Annotated in this window: 21 protein-coding genes; 5 read left to right on the top strand and 16 right to left on the bottom strand. The window is 38.5% G+C overall.

The annotated features are described in order from the left end of the window. Positions 1-259 precede the first annotated feature (259 nt). Positions 260-2119: a rhombotarget A gene (gene rbtA, locus I7H67_RS13675; RefSeq protein ID WP_198308100.1), complete on the top strand. Its 1860-nt coding sequence runs from the start codon at positions 260-262 to the stop codon at positions 2117-2119. 18 nt (positions 2120-2137) lie between these two features. Continuing rightward, positions 2138-4573 carry a CSLREA domain-containing protein gene (locus I7H67_RS13670; protein WP_198308099.1) on the top strand — a complete coding sequence of 812 codons (2436 nt, stop codon included), beginning with the start codon at positions 2138-2140 and terminating at the stop codon, positions 4571-4573. Positions 4574-4664: 91 nt separating this feature from the next. Here the strand turns inward: I7H67_RS13670 and I7H67_RS13665 are convergent, their stop codons facing one another. From I7H67_RS13665 to I7H67_RS13645, 5 genes are all read right to left on the bottom strand, one after another. Next, complete coding sequence (locus I7H67_RS13665; protein WP_004790640.1) at positions 4665-5054, bottom strand: DUF3106 domain-containing protein; 390 nt, start codon at positions 5052-5054, stop codon at positions 4665-4667. Next, complete coding sequence (locus I7H67_RS13660; protein ID WP_004643705.1) at positions 5044-5364, bottom strand: hypothetical protein; 321 nt, start codon at positions 5362-5364, stop codon at positions 5044-5046. The genes I7H67_RS13665 and I7H67_RS13660 overlap by 11 nt, the downstream gene beginning before the upstream one ends. Next, the gene (locus I7H67_RS13655; RefSeq protein WP_004790645.1) at positions 5354-5968 is read right to left on the bottom strand and encodes an RNA polymerase sigma factor; all 615 of its coding nucleotides are present in this window, start codon (positions 5966-5968) and stop codon (positions 5354-5356) included. The genes I7H67_RS13660 and I7H67_RS13655 overlap by 11 nt, the downstream gene beginning before the upstream one ends. Positions 5969-6127: 159 nt before the next feature. Beyond that, a complete protein-coding gene (locus tag I7H67_RS13650; protein WP_005307562.1) occupies positions 6128-6904 on the bottom strand; it encodes a TrmH family RNA methyltransferase in 777 nt (258 codons plus the stop codon). A 59-nt stretch (positions 6905-6963) separates the two neighbouring features. Then, complete coding sequence (locus I7H67_RS13645; protein WP_013197070.1) at positions 6964-7935, bottom strand: class 1 fructose-bisphosphatase; 972 nt, start codon at positions 7933-7935, stop codon at positions 6964-6966. 184 nt (positions 7936-8119) lie between these two features. On the opposite strand from I7H67_RS13645, the gene I7H67_RS13640 reads away from it, so the two are divergent. Then, positions 8120-8305 carry an NF038105 family protein gene (locus I7H67_RS13640; RefSeq protein ID WP_004790651.1) on the top strand — a complete coding sequence of 62 codons (186 nt, stop codon included), beginning with the start codon at positions 8120-8122 and terminating at the stop codon, positions 8303-8305. A 55-nt stretch (positions 8306-8360) separates the two neighbouring features. Here the strand turns inward: I7H67_RS13640 and pal are convergent, their stop codons facing one another. The 11 genes from pal to I7H67_RS13585 form a co-directional block, all read right to left on the bottom strand. Next, positions 8361-8921, bottom strand: coding sequence for a peptidoglycan-associated lipoprotein Pal (pal, locus tag I7H67_RS13635; protein WP_198308098.1), 561 nt, complete (start codon positions 8919-8921; stop codon positions 8361-8363). A 27-nt stretch (positions 8922-8948) separates the two neighbouring features. Next, entirely contained in the window at positions 8949-10229 is a 1281-nt protein-coding gene (gene tolB, locus I7H67_RS13630; RefSeq protein WP_016137340.1) for a Tol-Pal system beta propeller repeat protein TolB, read from the bottom strand. A 93-nt stretch (positions 10230-10322) separates the two neighbouring features. After that, positions 10323-11786 (bottom strand): cell envelope integrity protein TolA, encoded by a 1464-nt coding sequence (gene tolA, locus I7H67_RS13625; protein WP_198308097.1) that lies wholly within the window; start codon positions 11784-11786, stop codon positions 10323-10325. 3 nt (positions 11787-11789) lie between these two features. Continuing rightward, on the bottom strand, positions 11790-12242 hold the full coding sequence (tolR, locus tag I7H67_RS13620; RefSeq protein ID WP_004790658.1) for a protein TolR: 453 nt from the start codon (positions 12240-12242) through the stop codon (positions 11790-11792). Beyond that, entirely contained in the window at positions 12242-12940 is a 699-nt protein-coding gene (tolQ, locus tag I7H67_RS13615) for a protein TolQ (protein WP_198308096.1), read from the bottom strand. The genes tolR and tolQ overlap by 1 nt, the downstream gene beginning before the upstream one ends. A 23-nt stretch (positions 12941-12963) precedes the next feature. Continuing rightward, complete coding sequence (gene ybgC / locus I7H67_RS13610; protein WP_004699892.1) at positions 12964-13371, bottom strand: tol-pal system-associated acyl-CoA thioesterase; 408 nt, start codon at positions 13369-13371, stop codon at positions 12964-12966. 212 nt (positions 13372-13583) lie between these two features. After that, entirely contained in the window at positions 13584-14918 is a 1335-nt protein-coding gene (locus tag I7H67_RS13605) for a M20 family metallopeptidase (RefSeq protein WP_198308095.1), read from the bottom strand. A 203-nt stretch (positions 14919-15121) separates the two neighbouring features. Continuing rightward, positions 15122-16126 (bottom strand): Holliday junction branch migration DNA helicase RuvB, encoded by a 1005-nt coding sequence (gene ruvB / locus I7H67_RS13600; RefSeq protein WP_004790665.1) that lies wholly within the window; start codon positions 16124-16126, stop codon positions 15122-15124. Positions 16127-16133: 7 nt separating this feature from the next. Further along, positions 16134-16733 (bottom strand): Holliday junction branch migration protein RuvA, encoded by a 600-nt coding sequence (ruvA, locus tag I7H67_RS13595; protein ID WP_016137345.1) that lies wholly within the window; start codon positions 16731-16733, stop codon positions 16134-16136. Positions 16734-16741: 8 nt separating this feature from the next. Beyond that, complete coding sequence (locus I7H67_RS13590) at positions 16742-17410, bottom strand: hypothetical protein (RefSeq protein WP_198308094.1); 669 nt, start codon at positions 17408-17410, stop codon at positions 16742-16744. Continuing rightward, positions 17410-18750 carry a deoxyguanosinetriphosphate triphosphohydrolase gene (locus tag I7H67_RS13585; protein WP_004790671.1) on the bottom strand — a complete coding sequence of 447 codons (1341 nt, stop codon included), beginning with the start codon at positions 18748-18750 and terminating at the stop codon, positions 17410-17412. Before I7H67_RS13585 ends, I7H67_RS13590 begins: the two co-directional genes overlap by 1 nt. Before the next feature lie 309 nt (positions 18751-19059). Here I7H67_RS13585 and purL point away from each other — a divergent pair, with 309 nt between their 5' ends. Both purL and I7H67_RS13575 read left to right on the top strand, forming a co-directional pair. Beyond that, positions 19060-22893 (top strand): phosphoribosylformylglycinamidine synthase, encoded by a 3834-nt coding sequence (purL, locus tag I7H67_RS13580; protein ID WP_198308093.1) that lies wholly within the window; start codon positions 19060-19062, stop codon positions 22891-22893. 82 nt (positions 22894-22975) lie between these two features. After that, complete coding sequence (locus tag I7H67_RS13575) at positions 22976-24181, top strand: multidrug effflux MFS transporter (protein ID WP_198308092.1); 1206 nt, start codon at positions 22976-22978, stop codon at positions 24179-24181. The last annotated feature ends 71 nt before the right edge of the window (positions 24182-24252 follow it).

The raw sequence follows: 24252 nt of genomic DNA, 5'->3' as shown, positions 1-24252 counted from the left end.
AGATTTCTAATTTCAGAGCACTTGCCTATATATCTTTCTTAAAGCTTTTTCTAATTTTTAAACATTCACTTTTTTGTATTTAAAAAAGTTTTTTAAATGTATGAAGCTTTTTGTAAGCTGGTTCAAAAATGACTCTACAGACCGACCAAAATGTCTTGAGAAATTCTACTTGCTGTGACAAAGTACGCACAAAGGATGCGATTGCAAAAGCGGAAATTTTGCAATATTGACAAAGAAAAATGAAAAAAGATGTAAGGAGATGGGTATGCTCAAACGGAGCATTGCTTTTGCTTTATTGGCTGCTGCTGGACACGCTTATTCTGCCGATATTCAAGTAACAACTACAACTGATGAAGACGTCGATAACACGGTCTGTTCATTACGAGAAGCAATACAATTTCTAAAATATCGTGCATCTTCCAATGCTGCTGATGTTGAAAAATATGCAAACGGTTACAATGGTTGCGGAAATAAAGATGCTTCTTCAAATATTATTTTGCAGCGTGATAAAGAATATACTTTGAATAAAAGTATAGTAATTACTGTTCCTGTAGCTATTAGTACTGCAAAAAATGATTCTACTCTGGTTGAGGAAGGAGCCCCCAACTCTCATAATGCAACTATTAAAATGGTTGGTACGGATCAACTATTCCGTATAGATGATGGTAGTGTTGAAAAAGCTTCTTTTACAGTTTCATTTGTTGATGTCAATTTAAAAGGTGCTGGTTCAAAGAGTACAGTACCGCAGGGTAACGGCGGTTTAATTTATAATCATGAACAATTAGTTATTCAAAATTCACGTTTGTTGGATGGCTATGCAACAAATGGCGGAGCAATTTATAACGCGGGGATTTTATCAAATACTACAAAAACAGCAGGCTCAGTAACGATTACTAATAGCCTGATACAGAATAATAAAGCGAGTCAGGGGGGCATTTTATATAGTGATATGCCACTTTACTATATCAGTCGCTCTGTAGTGCGTGATAATGAAGTAACTGCAGCAAATGGCACATTGTTTCATGCTGAAACTAAATTTGCAGATGAAAGTACGGGAGGATATTTAACCTCTCGTATTATTGGTTTAAGTAATAGTACGATTTTTCATAATAAAGGTAGTTTCATTGCCAATGTCCGTGATGGCATGGTGATCAATAATATTACTCTAATTAAAAATGTGGGGGGCTTATATTTTGATGCTCCACAAGGAAAAGCTTCTGTCTCTAATAGTATTTTAGTAGGCAATACGACGAACTGTAAGGTATCTGCAACAGATAAAACCATTGTGCAGAGCAATTTAGTAACAACAGAATGTAATCGTAATGCTTCGGCAGAGTTACCAAATATTATATATTCAGCTAATGAAAAATTAATTGCAGGGAATGCAGATGAAGGAATTTGCGATGTACCACCTGCAGATGGATTGCTTTGCCCTTATTCAACACCAAGTGATAGTTTCTTAGGTTTCTTTAAACCTCGAATTCTCGATAAATATACTAGCCTTTCACAATCATTGTTAATTAACAAAGGTCGTTTATATAGTGATGGTACTTCTGTCGGCTTAGCAAGTTGTGAAAAACAGGACCAACGTGGAAAAAATCGTAGTGGTTATGATGAGCTATGCGATTTAGGTTCAATTGAATTAACAATTAACCGAGATGATATTAGTACGCATGGTCAAGATATTAAATATGGAGAAATTGCCAAATTTAATATTGCTGATGTGATAGGTGATGGTGAGTTAGTTTCTTCACAAGCATGTGAAAAAATGTTTGGAAAAAGAACAGATGGTCAAGCTTGGCAGTCTGGATGTATGAAGATTGTTCAAACCAGTACACCATCTAAAGGGACTTTAACTATTGATGCTCAGGGAAATTTAACTTATGTTCCAAATGGGAACTGGCATGGAGCAGATGTATTTAATCTATTAGTCGTTACTACTACCACACGTTTTAATGATGCTGCAGATGTTTATCTAACTGTTCCAGTTCAAATCGTACAAGATCCACCATCAGGTATTGAAGATAAATCTGTAAGTGCGGGTGGAGGCGGAAGTGTAGGTGGTGGTTTAGTTTTTGGTCTATTTGGCTTAATTGCTTTAAGACGTTTAAAGTCATAATCAAGGATGATAAAGGCTATGAAAAATTATAAAAAGGCTTTATTAGCATTAGCTGTGATTTCTGCGATGCCATTATTTGCAGATACAACGACTGGAAGAATTGATGTTACAACTTTTGACGATGAAGATGGCGACAATACTAATGCTTGTTCATTGCGTGAAGCGATAAAAACAGCTGAGTTGCGTAAATCGTATGGTGGATGTACTGTTATTGATACGCGTGAAACTACACAAAAATCGATTCAGCTTAAAGCAGGAGTTTACACTCTAAATAAGGAATTAGTTCCAAATGCTAATATTGCTATTTTTGGTGCTGATCCCGTAGATTGGCAGAAAAAAAGCGTATTAACTAATGATTATCCTGCACAACTTGACTTACAAACACGTATTAATGCTCAAGGTAAATCACGCATTTTCAATACGACTACCTATAAACAGCCCTTGACCTTAAATAATGTAATTCTTGAAAATGGCGTTACAACTGGCCAGGGTGGCGCGATTTATGCCGGTGCTGATATTGCTTTTCAAAATAGCCAGATTTTATCATCTCAAGCAACAAACGGTGGAGCAATTTATTTAGCTTCACCTAATATTACTTTGTCAGCAAGTCATTCATTACTTAAAGGTAATAACGCAACACAAGGCAGTGTTTTATCAATGGGATGTTTTAGTGATACTGTCTATGCACCACGTACGATTACCCTTACATCAAATAGTATTGTGAATAATGGTAATACTGCTTCAACAAGTACATTTGAGTTCTGTGGTAAACCTAGTGCGACATTATCGGTTAATACCATTGCAAAAAATATAGCGAATAGTACGAACGGCAGTATTATTAAGTTTACTGGTGATACCAATAATCCAGCCAATACATCAAGTATTTTAAGTTCAAGCAGTAGTTTAGTACTTTTAAATAATACAATTGTTGAAAACAATGCGAATAGTACTTTCCTCTACGACAAACTGGGCGCAAAAAAGCTAAGTTTTAACGTATTGGCTTATAATACTGGAAGTTATGCTTGTAAATATCTTTTAGGTGCGGCAGCAGAGCAAAAGAGTGTTGGTCTGACTCTGGATTTCAATGCACTTGACTGGACATCAGCAACAGCAAAGTGTGATGTTCCAAAGGAATCTCTACCAGATGGTCAGACTAATATTAATATTAGTACACAAGCATTCAGCAATTTATTAAGTCCTTTACAAGCGGCAACTGCTTATACTGGGTTCTTACCTATTTACTATCCAAAAAATATTTCTTCTAGCACAGATTTAATTGACGTTGATCAAGATAGTAAAGGAAGTTGTGCCACAATTGATCAACGTGGTTTAAACCGTTTGACAGATAGTACCTCATATTATCAGCCAGAAAGTCGTAATAGTTGTGATATTGGTTCTGTGGAGTTAATGAAGCTCACTGCAGGTGATTTAGAGGATGTTAGTAATATTTCATTAACAACTTTAATTGATACTTATCAACAAAATTATGATTTATTTGATAATTATATTAAGGACCCTAAGACGCCTTCTAACTTTATTACTTACTATAAAGTACGTTTAGCTGAATTTAAGAACCTAATTGATACAACTAAAGCAAATCTTAAGTATCGCGCAATCTATCTTGATTTAAAGAACTATGATTTACCTTTACCGACTGAAGACGCTAATCATGTGCTGAAGTTCTTCAACACCACAGATTATCGTATTGTAACTGAGCCATTAGGTATTGGATCTCTTGATGATAAATATGATGCTCAACAAGTTAAAGATCTATCTGATCAGGACAAGGTATTCTGTGAGTGGAATAGTGCTTTACAGCAAATTGTTTTTTATCGCAAAGACGATACGGTGACTCAAGCTGGTACCTATGCTTATTGTAAATATACAATTACAACAGCTGATAATAAATTAAGCTCAAGCGGTCTGATAAAAGCTCGTTTTAATAATATTGAACCGATTTCTGGCGATGGAACAATTACCTTTAAATATCTTGCAAATGAAACTATTCCTTTGAATTTACTTAAATATGCTAACGATGACGGTGATGGGCCTGTAAACAAGCTTTTAAAGCCTAAATCACAATTTTGGGTAAATGAAAAGGGTGTAGAGTTACCAATTTATTTACCAAGTAAAACATCGAAAGATGGTATTTTTAAAGTAGTTAAAGCTGATAAAGAAGGACCATGTCCAAAAGATGACAAGGATAAAATTTGTTATGGCGGAAATATCTATATTCAGGCAAATAACGTCTTTAATGTTTTCAACGATTCATTAAGCTATAACGTTTATGATGCAGATGGTAAAATCTCATCTAAGGCTGGGACAATTAATCTAATAAGTACTGCAACTACCACAGATGATTCTCGAAGTGGTGGGGGCGGTGGTGGTAGCTTAGGAATTTTGTCTTTAGCATCTTTACTTGGTTTAGCGGTCTATAGACGCTACCGTAAATAAACTGTATAAAAAAGCCTCCAATTGGAGGTTTTTTCATAGAAAATTATTTAAGACATTAAAGTCACTGTGTATGAATTTTACAGAATTATATTTAATGTTCTAAATACTTGTTCATATACTCTTCACGAATAGCTGTTCTTTCTTCGCCATTCGCTTTAAGCATACGCTGGCGTAAGTCATTACGCTCTTGTGTACTCATTTTTTGCCATGCTTCACGCATTTTTTCTTTTTCAGCATCAGGGAGTTGAGTAAACCAGTCCATACGTTGCTGTAGGTTCGTACTTTGATTCGCTGGTAACTCTTTTAAGCTCTGGTAGCGTTTAATAACTGCACGTTGTTCCTCTTCAGAAAGAGCATTCCATGTGTCATCAACTTGTGTATTGGCATCCTTAGAAAAAATCCAAAATCGTTCAAAACCTGCAAAACTCGTTTGCAGGAAACTTAATGAACAAAGGATAAGTGCTAATTTTTTAGCTGCCATGTTGTACTTTATCCTCACCCAAGACCATTAGCATTTCTAAATCTTCCACCATTTGTGGAGATAATTTAGGATTTACAATCACTTGATTTTGCGGCTTATCAACAATATCTGCTGAATTAGGTAAAATTACAAAACCTGTGATCGCAGCTGCAAGTGCAAAACCAGACATTTTCCAGACACTATAAAAAGAGGCTGGTTTTTGTTGAATATGGTCAAGCACATGATTCATGACCACTGTTTTATTTTTATGGTGATGTGCCAAACTATCAAGTTTAGACGTCACCTTTTTAGTGAAATCATCATGATTCATCAGAACCTCCCAAGGGATTTAAATGGGCTAAGTACTCTCTAAGTCCCTGAATTGCTCGGTGATAATGGGTTTTTACACTACCTTCAGTACAGTTCATGATCTGAGCTGTTGTGTGTGTGTCAAAACCTTCCCACGCACGTAACATAAATGCCTGTTGTTGACGAACAGGTAGCTTTGAAATTGCTTCTCGAATTTCTTCGATAGTCACTGCTTGATCAAGAAAATCCGCAGGATTAATGGCTTTTTCATCAACTACATCAATAACTTCATCGTCGTCATTATCCAGACTAACTTTTTTGAAGAATGAAAATGGGTTTGCTCTACGAGATTCTTTGCGGCGCCAGTCCTGAAGTTTGTTGTTTAAAATAGTATAAAACAGGGGATACCATTCTTCAGTACTTTTATCGGCATAGGATTTGTGTAAAGCAATAAATGCTTCTTGAACCAAATCCATTGCAATACCTTGTTGACCTTGGGTAGCACTCTCCATCATCACCAAAGCACGCCCAGTAACATCTTGCATGAAAACTTTCAGGCGTTGTTCAGCCGTGCTCGCATGAGCACTAGATGTTTCCGATCGAGACTTTTTCGGTGCTAAATCCATGGAGATGGAAAATCCTGTCATTGGACATACCCACCTTATCTTCAATATATCTCTTATATAACGTTGAAAAGAGGTGGGAGGTTGACAACAATCGGTTATTTTTTACTAGTGTAATTGATTTTTTTCACAAATATGTGAGATGTAAAATAAATTAACGTTTTATTGGCGTTGACGAACCATCTCAAAAAAACAAATTGATCCTGCAATTGCTACATTTAATGATTCTTGTCCACCAGGCTGAGGAATAGTTACAGATTCTGCGTGATCTAAGGCGTAATCACTTGCCCCTTGGCCTTCATTTCCTAAAATCCAGACACACGGTTTTGAAAGATCTTTTGAGTAAAGGCTGGTTGAGCGATGAGAACTTGTAACAAAAACTGGTATTTGAAATTTTGGAAGAATATCTGTGAGTTGAAAGTTTTCAAAACAATGTAAGCTAAAATGAGCTCCCATGCCTGCTCTTAAAACTCGTGGTGACCAAAGTGATGCAGATCCTTGTGTGCAAATAATTTGTTTAATATTTGCCGCTGCTGCTGAACGTAACAATGTGCCTACGTTACCTGGATCTTGTATATTTTCCAGAATTAAAGTATCTACTTTATAGTCAATTGTTGATGCAGTTTTAGGTAAATCAATAATAGCTAAGCAAGGTAAGCTTGTACCTAATGTGCTCAAATCTCTATATAAAACTTCACTAATAACAAAGATATGACCTTGATGCAGTTCAATTATTTTTTTTAAATCAGTATGTTCTAATGCTTGTTCGGTCGTAAATAAAGAAAAAATCTTCTTTTGCTGTTGTAACCACGTCAAGCAGAGATGGGTACCTTCAAGGACTGTTTGTTGGTGCTTTTTTCGGGCGCTATTAAGTTCGATTAATCCACGCAAATGTTTAATTTTTGCATTGTCTTTTGATTCTAAAAAAATAACCGCCATGAGAAAATATCCAACAAAAGGGCATCATGATACTATGATGCCCTAAATAATTAAAATTATTAATGATAGCTTGTTACACGCTCAACTTCATTTTTAGAACCAATAATTACAGGAACACGTTGGTGAAGTTCTGTCGGTTCAATATCTAAGATGCGAACACGGCCTGTAGTTGATGTGCCACCAGCTTGTTCAATCAGCATACTCATTGGGTTTGCTTCATACATTAAACGCAAGCGACCTGCTTTTTTCGGGTCTTTTAAGTCGTACGGATAAAGGAAAATACCGCCACGGCATAAAATACGGTGAATATCACCCACCATACATGCTACCCAGCGCATGTTGAAATCTTTTTCACGTACAGATGTTTTACCTGCAAGTAATTCATCAATATATTGTTTTACAGGTTCTTCCCAATGACGTTGGTTAGATGCGTTAATTGCAAACTCTTGAGTATCTGCTGAAACTTGAACATTGTCAGTAGTAAGCAAGAATGTTTGAGTTTCTGGGTCTAAAGTAAAGAATACTACGCCATTTCCTACAGTTAAGGCCATCATGGTTGATGGACCATAAAGTACGTAACCAGCAGCAACTTGCTGTGTACCTGCTTGCATGAAATCTTCTGCTTGGGTTACCGCATTTTTCGCAGGCAGAATAGAGAAAATTGTGCCTACACACATATTGATGTCGATGTTACTTGAGCCGTCTAATGGATCAAATAAAACCAGATATTTACCATTTTCTTGTGCAGGTGTGAACTCATCAAGCTCTTCAGAAGCGAGGCCACCCACTTGTGGATGAACTTTTAAAGCATCAATTAAATAGTCATTAGAAATCACATCAAGTTTTTTCTGTGTTTCACCTTGAACATTTTCATTACCAGCACTACCCAAAATACCAGCGAGTGCACCTTTTTGTAAGGCTTGATCGATCGTTTTACAGGTGGTGGCGATAGTGTCGATGACTTGAGCCAACTCAGGTGTTAGATTCCCTTTTTGTTGTTGTAAAAATTGGGACAATGTGAGGTTGGACATAAAAAAAGCTCCTGTGCTTCAAGCATCAAAATGAGTCAGATAAATACGTGGCATATTCTAGATGAGAATGTCACAAAATAAAAATTATCTTACTTTATTTGTGTTGGATTTATGCTTACAACCCCCATTTTAAATGGTATGTTGATGATATGACAACGGACTGTATATTTTTAGGAGAATCGAAATGACAACAAAGAAGTTTGATGCGACCCCAACAGCAGGTGAACCAATCAATCTAGATGAAATTTCGAAAGAAAATGTTCAGGAAGCTTGGAAAGACTACGAGGCTAAACCTGAATATAAAGATTTTAATAAGCATGATTTGATTGAATCTATGCAACATTCTGAAGAAGAAAAGAAATCTTCTTAAGTTTTGTTGTTATAAAAAAACGCTCATAAAATATGAGCGTTTTTTTGCATATGCCTTATTTTAATAAAGGAGGCACTGCTTCGTAATTAATTTCAACGCGGCGATTTTCTTTCCACGCAGATTCATCATGTCCTACATTCACAGGAGCTTCTTTACCGTAACTTACAGCTTCAAGTTGCTGTGGATTTACACCATTGGTAATTAAGTAGCTTTGAACAGCTTTAGCACGACGCTCGCCTAAAGCCATATTGTACTCACGTGTACCACGTTCATCTGTATGGCCAGTTAATGCAACTTTTGAATTTGCATTTGCCATAAGGAATTGAGCGTGAGCTTGAAGCGTTTGATAGTCTTCAGTAGATAAATCACTACTGTCATAATCAAAATGAACAACGCGTTTAGCCAAAGCAGCTTTATTTGCTTCAGTTACACCTTTCGATGAAGCACCAGCCAAATTTTGAGCATTTAATGCCGCATCTTCACTTAAACCAGAAGTGTTAACTGTACTTGGATTTGTGCCAGTTGCAGTAGTTGTTGCTGGTTTGCGGCTAGCACAACCCGTCATTACAAGTGCTACGCTAAGAAAGGGTAAAGCTAAATATTTGATTGATTTCATGATCTTCTCCATCAATGGAATTAAAGGTTATTTGGGTGCCCAAGCTGGTTCACGTACTTCACCTTGTTCACTTGGTAAATTCATACGGAAACGTCCATCAGTAGACATGATAGATAACAAGCCACGGTTGCCTTCACGAGTTGCGTAGACCACCATTTGCCCATTCGGTGAGAAACTTGGTGATTCGTCTAAACTGGTTGGAGTAAGAATATTGGTGATGCCAGTATTAATGTCTTGAATTGCAACTTTATAACTGCTGCCACTTGGACGATGTACAAGAGCAATCTTTTTGCCATCTGCACTCAAAGTTCCGCGTGCATTAAATGAACCTTTAAACGTTAGACGTTTTACTGAACCATCAGCAAAGGTATAACGATAGATTTGGGCTGAACCACCACGGTCAGAAGTGAAAATAAACGATTTTCCATCTGGTGTATAACGTGCTTCTGTATCAATTGCCGAGTCGTTTGTCATACGTTTAACTTGGCGAGTTGATAAATCCATTTGATAGATTTCTGGATTGCCATTCATAGATGCTGTAAATAGCATTGATTGACCATCAGGTGAAAAACTCGGTGCGCCATTTAGGCCTTTAAAGCTGGTGAGTACTTCACGTGTTCCAGTAGATAAATCTTGTAAATAAATTGCTGGACGTTTGGTTTCAAAAGAAACATAAGCAATTTTCTTGGCATCTGGTGTCCATGCCGGAGAAAGAATTGGGTCACGAGATGACAAAACAGTTTTTGGCTGTTCACCATCGGTATCTGCAATTTGTAGAGTATAACGCTCTGCAGGGGTGGCAGGGTTTCTGAGTACATATGCAATACGGCCGCTAAAATCACCTGGAATACCAGTAAGTGCCTGATAAATAGCATCACTCACCATATGGCCAGCTTGACGTATGCGTGAAGCGGGTACATTTAAAAGTTCATTTAAAATATATTGTTGCTTTTGTACATCATAAAGTTGGTAATGAACTTCAAAACCTGTAGCTGTTTGTTTAATTTGTCCAGTAACTACATATGGAATTCCGGCGGCTTGCCAGTCAGAAGCTTGGATCTGATTAATTGCAGCATTCGCAGGCAAATTTTTAGATGAGCTTGTAAAGCGTCCAGAACGGTTTAAGTCAGTTTCAACAATAGGAGAAAGCCCATTGTCATTGTTAAACGGGACAATAGCAATTTTTGGTGCCTGATCTGGTGCTTTGGCAATTTCCAGATATAACTGGGCAAAAGCAGTTGTAGAAGCAATAGGGCTTAAGGCGGTGATCAATGCTAAAGATAGCAGGTGTTTGCGGCTCGTATTCATAAGTTTAAAGTCATAGCAGGTATTTTTGTGACTGTTGATTTTGTAGCATAGTTACATGCCTTAAACTATTTAAAGCATGTAACTCTTTCAAAATTATTGCGCTCTAAATGTAGAGTTAACACTTCTTGCTTCACGTCTTGCATCAGGGTCTAATGGCATAGGATATGGCGCAGATGCTTGAATTGCGGCCTTAATACTTGCATCTAAAGCATCATCGCCACTTGAACGTGTGATCACAATAGAATTAACGCTACCTGAGTCTGAAAGGGTAAAACGGACACCAACTGTTTTACCGCTACTACCAGTCGGAACATCCCAAGAGCGTCGAATTTTTTGCTCAAAATCACGTCTAGCTGAAGAAGCAATTTTTTTAGCTTCGGCTTTCTTCTGAGCTGCTTCTTCTTGTGCTTTTTGAGCAGATGCAGCTTTTGCTTCGGCCTCTGCTTCAGCTTTACGTTTAGCATCATCAGCAGCTTTTTGCTGTTTAGCTTTAGCGTCTGCTTCAGCTTTACGTTTAGCGTCGTCAGCTTTTTGCTGCTTAGCTTTTGCATCTGCTTCAGCTTTACGTTTAGCATCATCAGCAGCTTTTTGCTGCTTAGCTTTAGTGTCTGCTTCAGCTTTACGTTTAGCATCGTCATTGGCTTTTTGCTGCTTAGCTTTAGCATCTGCTTCAGCTTTACGTTTAGCGTCGTCATTAGCTTTTTGCTGCTTAGCTTTTGCATCAGCCTCAGCTTTACGCTTAGCATCGTCATTGGCTTTTTGCTGTTTAGCTTTAGCGTCTGCTTCAGCTTTACGTTTAGCATCGTCATTGGCTTTTTGCTGCTTAGCTTTTGCATCAGCCTCAGCTTTACGCTTAGCATCGTCATTAGCTTTTTGCTGTTTAGCTTTAGCGTCTGCTTCAGCTTTTTGCTTAGCTTCTTGCTGTGCTCGAAGTTTAGCGTTTTCGGCTTTTTGAGCCTCACGTTTTAGCTTTGCATCGGTCTCTGCTTTTTGTTTAGCTTCTTCAGCAACTTTTTGTCTTGCCTTAGCATCTGCTTCAGCTTTTGCACTTTGTTCAGCCTTACGTTTTTGTTCGGCTTCGGATTTTGTTTTAGCCTCAGCTTGGCGTTTAGCTTCAGCTTGCTGCTTTTGTATTTCCTCTATACGTTGCTGTTCTGCTGCTGCTTGTTTAGCTTTTGCAGCTTCTTCAGCTTTACGCTTTTGTTCAGCTAATTTTGCTTGCTGTGCCTGTTCGACCTTTTGTTTTTGAGCAGCAAGTTGTTGAGCGGTTGGAGGAGGGGGCGTAGCCGGAAGATTTTCAGGAAGCGTTTCATCCACAATAGGGGTTAACACCTCTTTTGCTTCATTGGTAGCTGTAGTTTCTTGTTCAACTTCTTTGGCTAACGGAGGAGGTAAATCTTCTGGCTTAACTAAAATAGTTGTTAGCTTTTTTGGCTGTTCAGGTGGTTTACTCAAGCCTAAAAAAAGCAAGCCAACAATGGCAATTGCATGAACTCCTAGTGTGAAGCTCAATGCAATCGCATTTTGTTTAAAGTGTGGCTTTTGATTTTTATTCATAGCTTATTTTAAAGGCTCTGTCAGAAGGCCAACTTGAGTTAAACCTGCTTCTTGTAAACTTGCCATCAATGATACGACTTCTCCGTAAGGACGAGACTTATCACCATTGACTAAAACTGTGAGTTGTTTATTTTCTTGTTCAGCTTGTTTTTGAGCACCGCTTAAAACTTCTTCAAGTTTTTCACGAGACAATGGTTCACTATCTTTGTAATCTTCATACTGAAGATAAATATTGCCATCTTTACCAATAGTTACCATGGCTGGCATATCTTTTGATTCGATTGGATGGTTATTTGCTTGAGGTAAATCGACTTTAATACCACTAGTAATCATGGGAGCAGTCACCATGAAAATAACCAAAAGTACGAGCATAACGTCAATATAGGGTACGACGTTCATATCACTTTTTAGTGGTTTTTTGATGCGCTCAAAGCGCCCTGAACGCTGAATTGCCATTATGCATCTTCCTGTGATGAACCCACAGACTGACGTTGCAATAAGGCAATCATCTCTTCAGCAAATAAAGCACGATCAGAGTAAACACTTTCACTTTTAGAAGTGAAGTGGTTAAAAGCCAATACAGCAGGAATTGCAGCAAATAAACCAATTGCGGTTGCAATAAGTGCTTCGGCAATACCAGGTGCAACCGTTGCCAAAGTGACTTGATCAACAGCAGCTAAACCGATAAATGCATTCATAATCCCCCAAACGGTACCGAATAGACCGATGTAAGGAGCTACAGAGCCAATACTTGCTAAAGTACCTAAGCCGTATTCTAGGTGGCTCTGATCACGACTCAAACCTACACGTAAAATACGTTCAGTTCCTTCAATCGTTTGTGAAACAGGGGCCTGACGTTTTTTAAGTTTAAAAAACTCACTCAACCCTTGATAAAAAATATCTTCAAGACCTGAGCGTTTTGAGTTGAGCTGAGCATTGTTGTAAAGCGTATTGAGTTCAGCACCCGACCAGAACATTTTCTGGAAATGTTCATCTTCTTGATGGGCTTTCTTATAACTCATATGTAACTTGGCAATCAGATACCAACTAAAGATTGATGCTAACAATAAAATTAGCATGACCAACTGAACGACTGGACTTGCCTGTAAAATAAGGTCAGAAATATGCAGGGTTGATTCAATGTTTATTGCCATAGTTACATATGCCGGTTGTTTTTTTAGTCTTGTTCCAATTCTTTACGAATAAGATCACGTATTTCTTCTGGAAGACGACGAGCTACAAGTTCTTTACTTAAACATGCCAACTCAACCTCGCCAGAAGCAAGCAAGATTTCACCACGATAAATATTTTGTTGCAACACAAATGACGCAGCTTTACATGAAACTACACGTGCTGTAACAGTAATTAAATCATCCATTAAAATAGGACGCATATATTTTACGTCAATTTTGTGTACGACAAAGTTGTAGTCTTTTTGATGCCAGTAATGATCAACGCCAGAAGCACGGAGCCATTCAGTACGGGTACGTTCCATATAGCGAATGTGGTTGGCATGGTAAACAATACCGCCTGCGTCCGTATCTTCAATATAAACACGAATGTTGAATTCAAAATGATTCGCCATGAGAGGATTCCGTTTTAGTTCACTATAGAGCTTTATATTTAAAATATGGCTTTGAATAAAACATTGGTTCCATTCAAAAGCCATACATCTGCTTTTAAATACGGGGCAGTTTAGCAGATTGCATACTAAGTCCTATGGCACAACCTTTCAATTGCGATTGCGGAATTTCTAATCTAAAAACGCTACATCTTATGGCTAGCAAGCTTTTTAAGTTAAGAGGGCTTCCATGAAGTTTGGACTTGTTTTGATATATTCGGATAATCTAATACGAATCTTACATGTAGCTCGGTTCCAGTTTTTAAGGCTTTATCATCTACAATAAAATAGGGATTATGATTCGGTGCAGCCTGACTTAAGTCTTGATTTTCTGGTGTCGCCCCTAAGAAAACAAAAAATGAGGGCATTAGTTTGCCATAATAGGCAAAATCTTCACTAGCGCTTGCATTGTGATCAAGCACATGTAGTTTTGAATCTCCTGCAACTTTGGCTAATGTTGGCTGAATAAGTTGAGTAAGGATTTTATCATTCATGGTTACTGGTGCATAAGGTGCAATTTCAACTTTAGCAGTTACATCATTGGCTTGAGCATTATGCTCTATCATGACTGGTAAACTTTTTAAGATGTTATTTCTTATTTCTTCGTTATTAGAGCGAATGGTACCAATCATATTGACCTGTTCGGGAATCACATTTCCTGCTGTACCACCTTGAATATTGCCAATACTGACCACGCCCATACCTTGGGTTAAATCTGTTCTTCGGCTAATAAGACTTTGCAAATTATTAATCATTTGTGCCGATGCATAAATTGGATCTCTGCCTAACCACGGCGTCGAACCATGAACCTGCTTGCCGTTGACCTGAATACGTAAGTGGTCTGCACTATTTAAAATGGCACCATCTTTATAATAAAGATGACCACTTTTCATACCTGCAATGACATGCATTCCAAAAATAGCTTCTGGTTTATAGTCTTTAAAAGCACCATCAGCGATCATTTTTCGTGAACCGATTTGATCACCTTGAGTGAAGTTATCTATATCTGCACCACCTTCTTCAGCAGGTTGGAAAACAAAAATAACTGTGCCCGATATTTTATCTTTATTAGCAGCTAAAATTTTTGCTGCGCCTAATAACATTGCAGTGTGTGCATCATGTCCACATGCATGCATGACATAAGTTTCCTTGCCTTGATAAATTGCTTTTTGTTTGCTGGCAAAGGAAACACCGCTCTTTTCTTCCATAGGTAAAGCATCCATATCCGCTCTAAGCGCAATAATCGGGCCGGGTTTATTACCTTTTAAGATGCCAATTACACCTGTTTTCGCATAGCCTGTTTTGACTTGAATACCATAAGACTTTAATTCTTTTTGAACAAGGGCAGAGGTTTTAAATTCCATATTGCCAAGTTCAGGGTGTTGGTGAATGTTTTGTCTTAGCTGAATGACTTGATTTTCATTTTGTTGAGCAGCATCGGTTCCCCAATCTGCTAGGCTCAGTTGACTCATTAAGGTGAGTGGCAAAAGTAAAGCGGCTTTCTTATACATATCCTTATCCTAAAAATATTATTGTTCATAAGATTTAATATCTAGATTTCTTATAATTCAGTTTTTGAAAATATTAAAAAATCAATAAGGTATAAAGAAAGACTTAAAAGGTATCGAGTGGTTAATCTATTGATAAGAAAATAATTATTTTAGTTGGAAGAATAGAGGAATTAAAAAAGGAAGAGAAAATTCTCTTCCTTTGATTAGTTTTTAGGCTCAGGTGGTGTCATTCCAAACTGTAAATAAGATTGGTTGGTTGCAATGCGACCTCGCGCAGTCCGCATCACATAACCTTGTTGAATTAAATACGGTTCAATCACATCTTCAAGAGTGCCACTGTCTTCAGCCATAGCGGCTGCAAGTGCTTCAACTCCGGCAGGGCCGCCATCAAAACGTTCTAACAGCATGCTCAAATAACGGCGGTCTAGGGTGTCTAAGCCAGCTTTATCAACATTGAGCATATCAAGCGCACGTTGTGCCATTTCATGAGTCACTTCACCTGTACCTTTCACTTGAGCATAGTCACGAACTCGACGTAATAATCGATTGGCAATACGTGGTGTTCCACGGGCACGGCGTGCAACTTCTTCTGCACCCTCAACAGTAATAGGTACATTCATCAGGTTTGCAGAGCGTGACACAATATGAGTGAGGTCTTCTACAGAGTAAAACTCAAGACGTTGGACAATACCGAAACGATCGCGTAGAGGAGAGGTGAGCAAGCCCGCACGTGTTGTAGCCGCGACAAGTGTAAACGGGGGTAAATCGAGTTTAATTGAACGAGCAGCAGGGCCTTCACCAATCATGATATCTAATTGGTAGTCTTCCATTGCTGGATAAAGAATTTCTTCAATCACTGGTGAAAGGCGGTGAATTTCATCAATGAACAAAACGTCGCCTTCTTCGAGGTTGGTCAACATTGCTGCTAAGTCGCCGGCACGTTCCAAAACTGGTCCCGAAGTAGATTTAAGATTTCCACCCATTTCACGCGCAATAATGTTGGCAAGGGTGGTTTTACCTAAGCCCGGTGGACCAAAAATCAGCGTGTGGTCAAGTGCTTCACCACGACCGCGAGCTGCGCCAATGAAAATTTCCATTTGCTCGCGTACTACAGGTTGTCCGATGTAGTCGGCAAGAGAAGTTGGTCGAATAGCCCGATCAAAATGATCTTCAGGCTTTTCTGCTCCACTGATTAGACGGTCTTGCATAAGTGTTTTACTTCATCATTGATTTAAGAGCAGCACGAATAATATCGGCTGATTCTGTGTAATCGGCTTTAACCGCAGCAACAGCTTTTTGTGCTTCAAGTGGCTTATAACCTAAAGATTGCAAAGCAGCTTCTGCTTCTGCAACAGGAGAGTTTGCAGCAAATTGAATTTGAGGCAGGGTAGCTGACGTAGAAGTACCTTGGGCTAATGTTTTGAAACGGTCACGAAGCTCAATCATTAAACGTTCAGCTGTTTTTTTACCAACACCTGGAACTTTGACCAGCGTATTAATATCATCATGTTCAATGGTGTGAACCAATAGCTCAACGCTTAGTGTCGATAGAATACCCAATGCCATTTTCGGACCAACACCATTTACTTTTAATAAGGTGCGGAAAATTGTTTTCTCTTGAGCATCGCTAAAACCGTAGAGTTGTTGAGCATCTTCACGAACAACTAAATGCGTCCATAACGTAACTTTTTGGCCTTTTTGTAATTGGCAAAATGTTGAAAGTGGCGTATCAATTTCATAACCCACACCATTTACATTCAGTAAGACAGTAGGGGCTTCTAGGGCAAACACTTCGCCAATTAAACATCCGATCATTGAATCTTTCACTTATTTGTTAATGGTTGAATAGTAGATGCCATTTGTTCTAAACGCAAAATGGCTTTTAAAATTTCCTTTCGATTTCGTGTGGATTTTATCCATGCAGGTAGACGCGAAAAGTAACTGCTATTACCCGTCTGTTTCGTTCGTTCTCTTAGATTGGCTTCAACAAACATTTTTAATTCTTTTAAATGTGTAGGATTATAAACGTATATATATCCATGCCTACTTGAAGTTTTCAAATAAAGTTCAAGTCCATAGTTTGTATAACCAAATTTTTGGTCTAAAACAAAAGCTACATTATATTTTTCAAATTTTGAAAAATTTTGGCATAGATGACATTTGGCTTGAATATACGGAGGATAAGCTCCTGAATTATTCAGCTTTTGATTTGCTTTGAGCCATGACCCACCACAACTGTGGCAACGCTGATAAGCTGTGGCGTAAAAATGACCATTGTGGCGACTCGGTGTTGAACTATCTTCAGCTTTAATTTGATAACAACAATTTAGACAAGTAAAAGAAAAAGATCCGTGATAAGGCGCATTTACTGGTGACAAAGAACTGTCATATTTCAAGATACTCAGATGAGAACATTTAGGACATTTTACCCACTGATCTGAATACATAAAAAATGATGGATAGAGCCCTCTATCTACATGTCGACTTATCATTAAAACAAACCTATTTTATTACCTTGCAACTCTTGCGCCAAGCTATAAGCCTGATGATCTGAGAACTTACTGATAATATCGAGTACTTGCATAATATTGCTGTAATGATTATTGCTAAAGTTAGCACCATACAGATTAAGGATAGACATTAAACGTTGTTCTTTAAAGCTTAAAGATTTATGTGGTGTGGTCAGCGGTACAAAAGCATCTAAAATCGTTTGCAAACTTTGATGCGCAATAATTTCTAAGCCAGACTTTTGTGGATGCTCAAAAATTTTATCACGCGCTAGATTTTTGGCTGTTTCGATACCAATTGCAATATCGGGTGAGCAATATTGTAAAAGGTTACCTTTAAGCTGACCTGTAATGATTTCATAATGATGTTTAGCAAAAGCTGTGGTGACTTCATCCACAAGCCGTTTCATAACACGACCACGTAATGCCGAAATCTTTTGTTGCCATGTACTATTTGGATGTGACAATTCTTCAGGCTGACCATAGTCGGCAATAAGGTTTAAGAAAATTGGCTCAACTTCTTGGTAACTCAGCATATTTAAGATAATGCCATCTTCTAAGTCAATTAAGGCATAGCAAATGTCATCCGCAGCTTCTAATAAATAGGTGAGCGGGTGACGGCAATAATGGTATTCACCTAATTGAATAAGTCCGAGTTGTTCTGCAATCTGTTTTAAAATTTCTTTTTCAGATTGATAACAACCAAACTTTGCTCGTTGATGAGAAGGACGATCACCTTGTGACGCAATCGTTTTTGAAAGCCATGGATACTTTAAATAAGCCCCTAAAGTTGCATAGGTTAAGCGCATTCCTCCATCATTTGGATGATAGTCAATGCGACTTAATAAACGTAATCCTTGAGCATTGCCTTCAAACTGGCGAACATCGGCTTCTTCTTCTGGGCTTAGTTTCTTCAAAAAATCATCATGTGAGGCATCATCGAACCACTCACGAATCGCGTATTCACCCGCATGTCCGAAAGGTGGGTTGCCAATGTCGTGGGCAAGACAGGCTGCTTGAATAATTGCGCCGACATCGGCAGGGGAAATCCAGACGGGTAATTCATTTTTTATTTTTTCTGCGGCAAGCATACCCATTGAGCGGCCAATACAGGAAACTTCAAGAGAGTGAGTTAAACGGGTATGAATGCCATCATGCTGTGCGAGTGGGTGAACTTGCGTCTTACGGTTTAGCTGACGAAAACTTTGAGAAAATATAATACGGTCATAATCTTTATGGAATGGGCTACGAGCCAGTTCTGTACTGCTTTTTTTACTACCTAAACGAACTGCAGAAAGCAGCTCTAACCAACGCATTTGTTCCATTTATCATTATTCAAAACTGTAAAACCTGATCATGCCAAAAAAAAGTTAAAAGCACTAGCTTGGTGCGACATAGTTTGTCTTAGTTCAGGTTTTATTATGTTATTGAATAAACATGAAACAATTTATTTTTAGCTAGAATGCCTAAAAAAATGATTTTGAACAAAAAACTACTCACTTCTTGCAGAATTAGGTTACAGAATACTGATTCTACATCTAGCTGATTTTAGCAAGAAGCAGTAGAATATGCGCTCTCTCTAAAGTCACATTGCGGTAAGGTTCACAAGACCTGCCCGTGGAGCCAAAATCAACATGTTTATCGTGGCCGGTGCAGCAGCACATTCTTCTTTTAAGAAAGCTCAACTATTAACACGTTTATCGTCAATTAGTTCTGTTCAATCTTTTGACAGCCAATGGGTCTATTTGTTTGATCAAGCGCTCAACGAGCAGCAACATCAATCTGCTTTGCAATTATTGAATGACGGTGAGTCTTTTGAACTTCGTCAATCTGCAAGTGATGAGATTCAGATTTTAGTTACACCACGTGTGGGTACTATTTCACCTTGGTCTTCTAAAGCAACTGATATTTTCAAAAACTGTAATACACCAGTACACCGTTTAGAACGTGGTCTTTTATTCACGTTAAAAGGCGTTACTGAAATTACGAATGAAGTTAAACAAGTACTTCATGACCGTATGACAGAAACAGTTTTTGCTCAAATTGATGATGCAAAAGCATTATTTTCAGAAACAGCTCCAAAACCATTAAATTCAATTGATATCTTGGGTCAAGGCAAAGAAGCTTTGGTTAAAGCTAACAATGAGTTTGGTTTTGCGTTATCTGAACAAGAAATTGATTACTTAACTGAAGCATTCGGTAAGCTTGGTCGTAATCCGAATGACATCGAGTTGATGATGTTTGCACAAGCAAACTCTGAGCACTGTCGTCATAAAATCTTTGGATCTGAATGGACAATTGATGGTGAAAAACAACCATTATCATTGTTCCAGATGATTAAAAACACTTATAAAGAATCTCCAACTGATGTGTTATCTGCTTATAAAGATAATGCTTCAGTAATTGTGGGTTATGACACGATGCGTTTTTATCCAAAAGCGGATGAAAATGGTCACTTTGTTTATAAATATAAGAGCCAAGCTGCTCATATTTTAATGAAGGTTGAAACTCATAACCACCCAACAGCAATTTCTCCATTTGCTGGTGCTGCAACAGGTTCAGGCGGTGAAATCCGTGATGAAGGTGCAACTGGTCGTGGTGGTAAACCAAAAGCTGGTTTAACAGGTTTCACAGTTTCGAACTTAAATATTCCTGGTTTTGAACAACCTTGGGAAGAAAACTACGGTAAACCTTCACGTATGGCTTCGCCATTACAAATCATGATTGAAGGTCCATTAGGCGGCGCGGCATTTAACAATGAATTCGGTCGTCCTGCATTAAATGGTTATTTCCGTACTTTCGAACAGAATGTAAATGGTGAAGTGAAAGGCTTCCATAAGCCAATCATGATTGCTGGTGGTTACGGTAATATCCGTCCTGACCATGTAGAAAAAGATGCGATTCAACCAGGTGATTTACTCATTGTATTGGGTGGTCCTGCAATGTTAATCGGTCTTGGTGGTGGTGCAGCATCTTCTGTAGATAGCGGTACAATGGGTGAAAGCCTTGATTTCGCTTCAGTACAACGTGAAAACCCAGAAATGGAGCGCCGTTGTCAAGAAGTAATCGATACTTGCTGGCGTTTAGAAGACTTCAACCCAATCGTTTCTGTACACGACGTTGGCGCGGGTGGTCTATCAAATGCTATGCCTGAACTTGTGAACGATCATGAGTTAGGTGCAGTTCTTAACCTTCGTAAGATTCCTTCATTAGAGCCGGGCATGAGCCCAATGGAAATCTGGTCAAATGAAGCACAAGAGCGTTATGTTCTTGCTATTCGTCCAGAATCTTTAGAGCAGTTCGAAGCAATCTGTGCACGTGAACGTTGTCCGTTTGCTGTGTTAGGTGAAGCAACTGAAGCACGTCACTTAACAGTTGAAGACCCATTGTTCCAAAATGATGCTGTTGATATGCCAATGCAGGTAATGCTTGGTGGTACGCCACGCATGCAGCGTTCTTATGAAACTATTGAACGTAGTGGCGATGATTTTGACGCTTCAAAAGTTGATTTGAAAGATGCGATTTTCCGCGTATTGAAAAACCCTACAGTTGCGTCTAAATCATTCTTGATCACCATTGGTGACCGTTCAATTACAGGTATGGTTGCACGTGATCAAATGGTTGGTCGTTGGCAGGTTCCTGTTGCAGATGCAGCAGTAACGACAACAAGTTTGCAAGGTTTCACTGGTGAAGCAATGGCAATGGGCGAACGTCCACCAGTTGCATTGTTAAATCCAGCAGCATCTGCTCGTTTGGCAGTTGCTGAAGCAATTACCAATATTGCATGTGCAAACATTGAACAAATTAGCGATATCAAACTTTCTGCAAACTGGATGGCTGCTGCGGGTCAAAAAGGTGAAGACCAAGCATTGTTTGAAGGCGTGAAAGCAATTGGTATGGAAATGTGTCCTGCTTTAGGAATTGCGATTCCAGTAGGTAAAGACTCACTTTCAATGCGTACGACTTGGAATGATAACGGTGAAGATAAAGCCGTAACTTCTCCAATGACGGGTGTAATTACTGCATTCGCTCCAGTAACTGATGTTCGTAAGACCTTAACACCTGAACTTAAAAATTTAGAAGATTCAGTACTTGTACGTATTGATTTATCTAAAGGTCAGTTCCGTTTAGGTGGTTCGATTCTTGCTCAAGTATATAAAGCAATCGGTTCAATCACTCCAGACGTTGATAGTTTTGATGATTTCAAAGCGTTCTTCGCTTTAATCCAAGACTGGAACAATCGTGGTTTGATTCAAGCTTACCATGACATCGGCGATGGTGGTTTATTAGCTTCTGTAGCTGAAATGATGTTTGCTGCACGTTTAGGTGTTGCGTTAGAAAAACAGACTACTGCGGGCTTATTTGCAGAAGAAATTGGTGCAGTACTTCAAATCAAAGCAACTGATTGGGAAGCTTTGCAAGCAGAAATCGCAGCTTCTAGCTTAAAAGATGCAATTGCTGTAGTTGGTCGTGTAAATAACTCAGATCAATTATCTGTAAATGGTTTAACTTTAGATCGTGCTGAATTACAACAAGCTTGGTCTGAGGTATCTCATCAGATCCAACGTTTACGTGATAACGTAGAAACCGCTGATCAGGAATTTTCATTAATTACTGACAATGCGCACCAAGGTTTAATTGCTAAACCAACATTCGACTTGAATGAACCTATTGAAGCGCCGTTCATTAATACACGTCGTCCTAATATGGCAATCTTGCGTGAGCAAGGTGTAAATGGTCATATTGAAATGGCAGCAGCTTTTGACAAAGTTGGCTTTAATACGATTGACGTACACATGAGCGATTTACTTGCTGGTCGTGTAAGCCTAAGTGATTTCGAAGGTTTAGTGACTTGTGGTGGTTTCTCTTACGGCGACGTAATGGGAGCAGGTGGTGGTTGGGCAAAATCAGTATTGTTCAATGCTAAATTACGTGATCAGTTTGAACAGTTCTTCCATCGTGAAGAAACATTCAGCTTAGGTATCTGTAATGGTTGCCAAATGTTGTCACAATTGGCACCGCTTATTCCGGGTGCTGAACACTGGCCACGTTTCCACCGTAATATGTCAGAAGTTTTTGAAGCTCGTAGCGTAAACGTTCGTGTTGAAAAATCTGTTTCTGTATTACTTGATGGTATGGAAGGTTCAATCTTACCGATTGCTGTTGCACATGGTGAAGGTCGCGCTGTTGCAAGTGAAGCTAACATTGCAAGCTTGAACGCAGCTAACCAAGTTGCATTGCGTTATGTTGATAGTCACGGTAACCCGACTCAACATTACCCATTGAATCCGAATGGCTCACCTGAAGCGATAACTGGTGTTACTTCTAAAGATGGTCGTGCAACGATTATGATGCCGCACCCTGAGCGTACTTTCCGTGCAATTCAGCACTCTTGGAGTCCAGAAGAGTGGACTGAAGATGGTGCATGGTTACGTATGTTCCGTAATGCTCGTAAGTTTATTGGTTAATAGAAAAATTGAAATAAGCCACCGTAAGGTGGCTTATTTGTATGTAGTACAATGTAAATAGAATAAATAGTAGAGAAGAAAAATGAAATCAAAAATCCATTTCCGTGAATTTGCTTTACTCATGGCATTGCTCATGTCGATTGTTTCTTTTTCGATAGATGCAGTTTTGCCTGCGCTAGGCGAGATTGGACGTATTTTTGAATTAAAAAATAATAATCAGTCGCAATGGGTCATCATTGGTATCTTTTCTGGCATGACCATTGGGCAGCTCATTGCGGGGCCTCTATCCGATGCGATTGGGCGTAAACGCATTTTATTCACAGGAATTATTATTTATTTTCTGGGAAGTTTATTGTGCTTTACAACACAAAGTTTTGAGTGGTTTTTAGTTGGGCGTTTTATTCAAGGTATTGGTGTTTCAGGACCTTATGTTGCTACGATTTCAATTGTTAGAGATAAATACAGCGGAGCTCAAATGGCTCGCATCATGTCTTTAATCATGATGGTATTTATGGTGGCTCCAGCAGTTGCACCGAGTTTAGGGCAGCTCATTATTCATTTCTTTGGTTGGCGTGAGATCTTTGTTTTATATATGGTTTATGCCACAGTGATTGGAGCATGGGTTGCTTTACGATTAGAAGAAACCTTAGTGCCTGAAAATCGTTTACCTATGCGGTTGCAAGCATTTCAAGAGGGCTTTAAAGAAGTTGTAAGTAATAAAACCACTATGAGCTATTTGCTATGTGCAGGCTTTTGTTTTGGTGGATTCATTGGTTATTTGGGAACTTCTCAACAAATTTTTATGCAGCAGTTTGGAAAAACAGGACAAGAATTTAGTGCTTATTTTGCCGTGCTTGCTGGTGTGATGGGAATTGCATCATTTACAAACTCTAAAATTGTTATGAAGTTTGGTATGCGTCCAATCTGTATTTATGGCTTTTTAGGCTTGTGCTTAATTTCTTTGATTTTCTTGGGAATTCAGCTTTTAGGCGTGGTTGTATCATTTTGGATGTTTATGCTTTATGCCTGTATTTTATTTTTATTATTTGGAACTCTATTTGGTAATTTAAACGCGATTGCGATGGAACCAATGGGGCATGTCGCTGGAATGGCATCGGCTATTATTGGTGCAGCTTCCTCTGTCTTGTCACTTATTCTTGCCTCTATTATTGGGCAATTATATAACGGTACATTAATTCCAATGACTTGTGGTTTTGTCATTTTGTGTGGTTTGGCTTTCGCTATGACAATATATGAGAATAGATATTTAAAGAAATCGGATGCTTAAAATTATAGGGATGAAGATAAATCATTGAATTTTCAAATTTCTTCAAACTAATAGTTGTGTATAGATTGTTG

This window comes from Acinetobacter sp. ACIN00229 (genome assembly GCF_016106645.1).
GTDB lineage: Bacteria > Pseudomonadota > Gammaproteobacteria > Pseudomonadales > Moraxellaceae > Acinetobacter > Acinetobacter oleivorans.
This window is presented reverse-complemented; position numbering and strand designations above follow the sequence as displayed.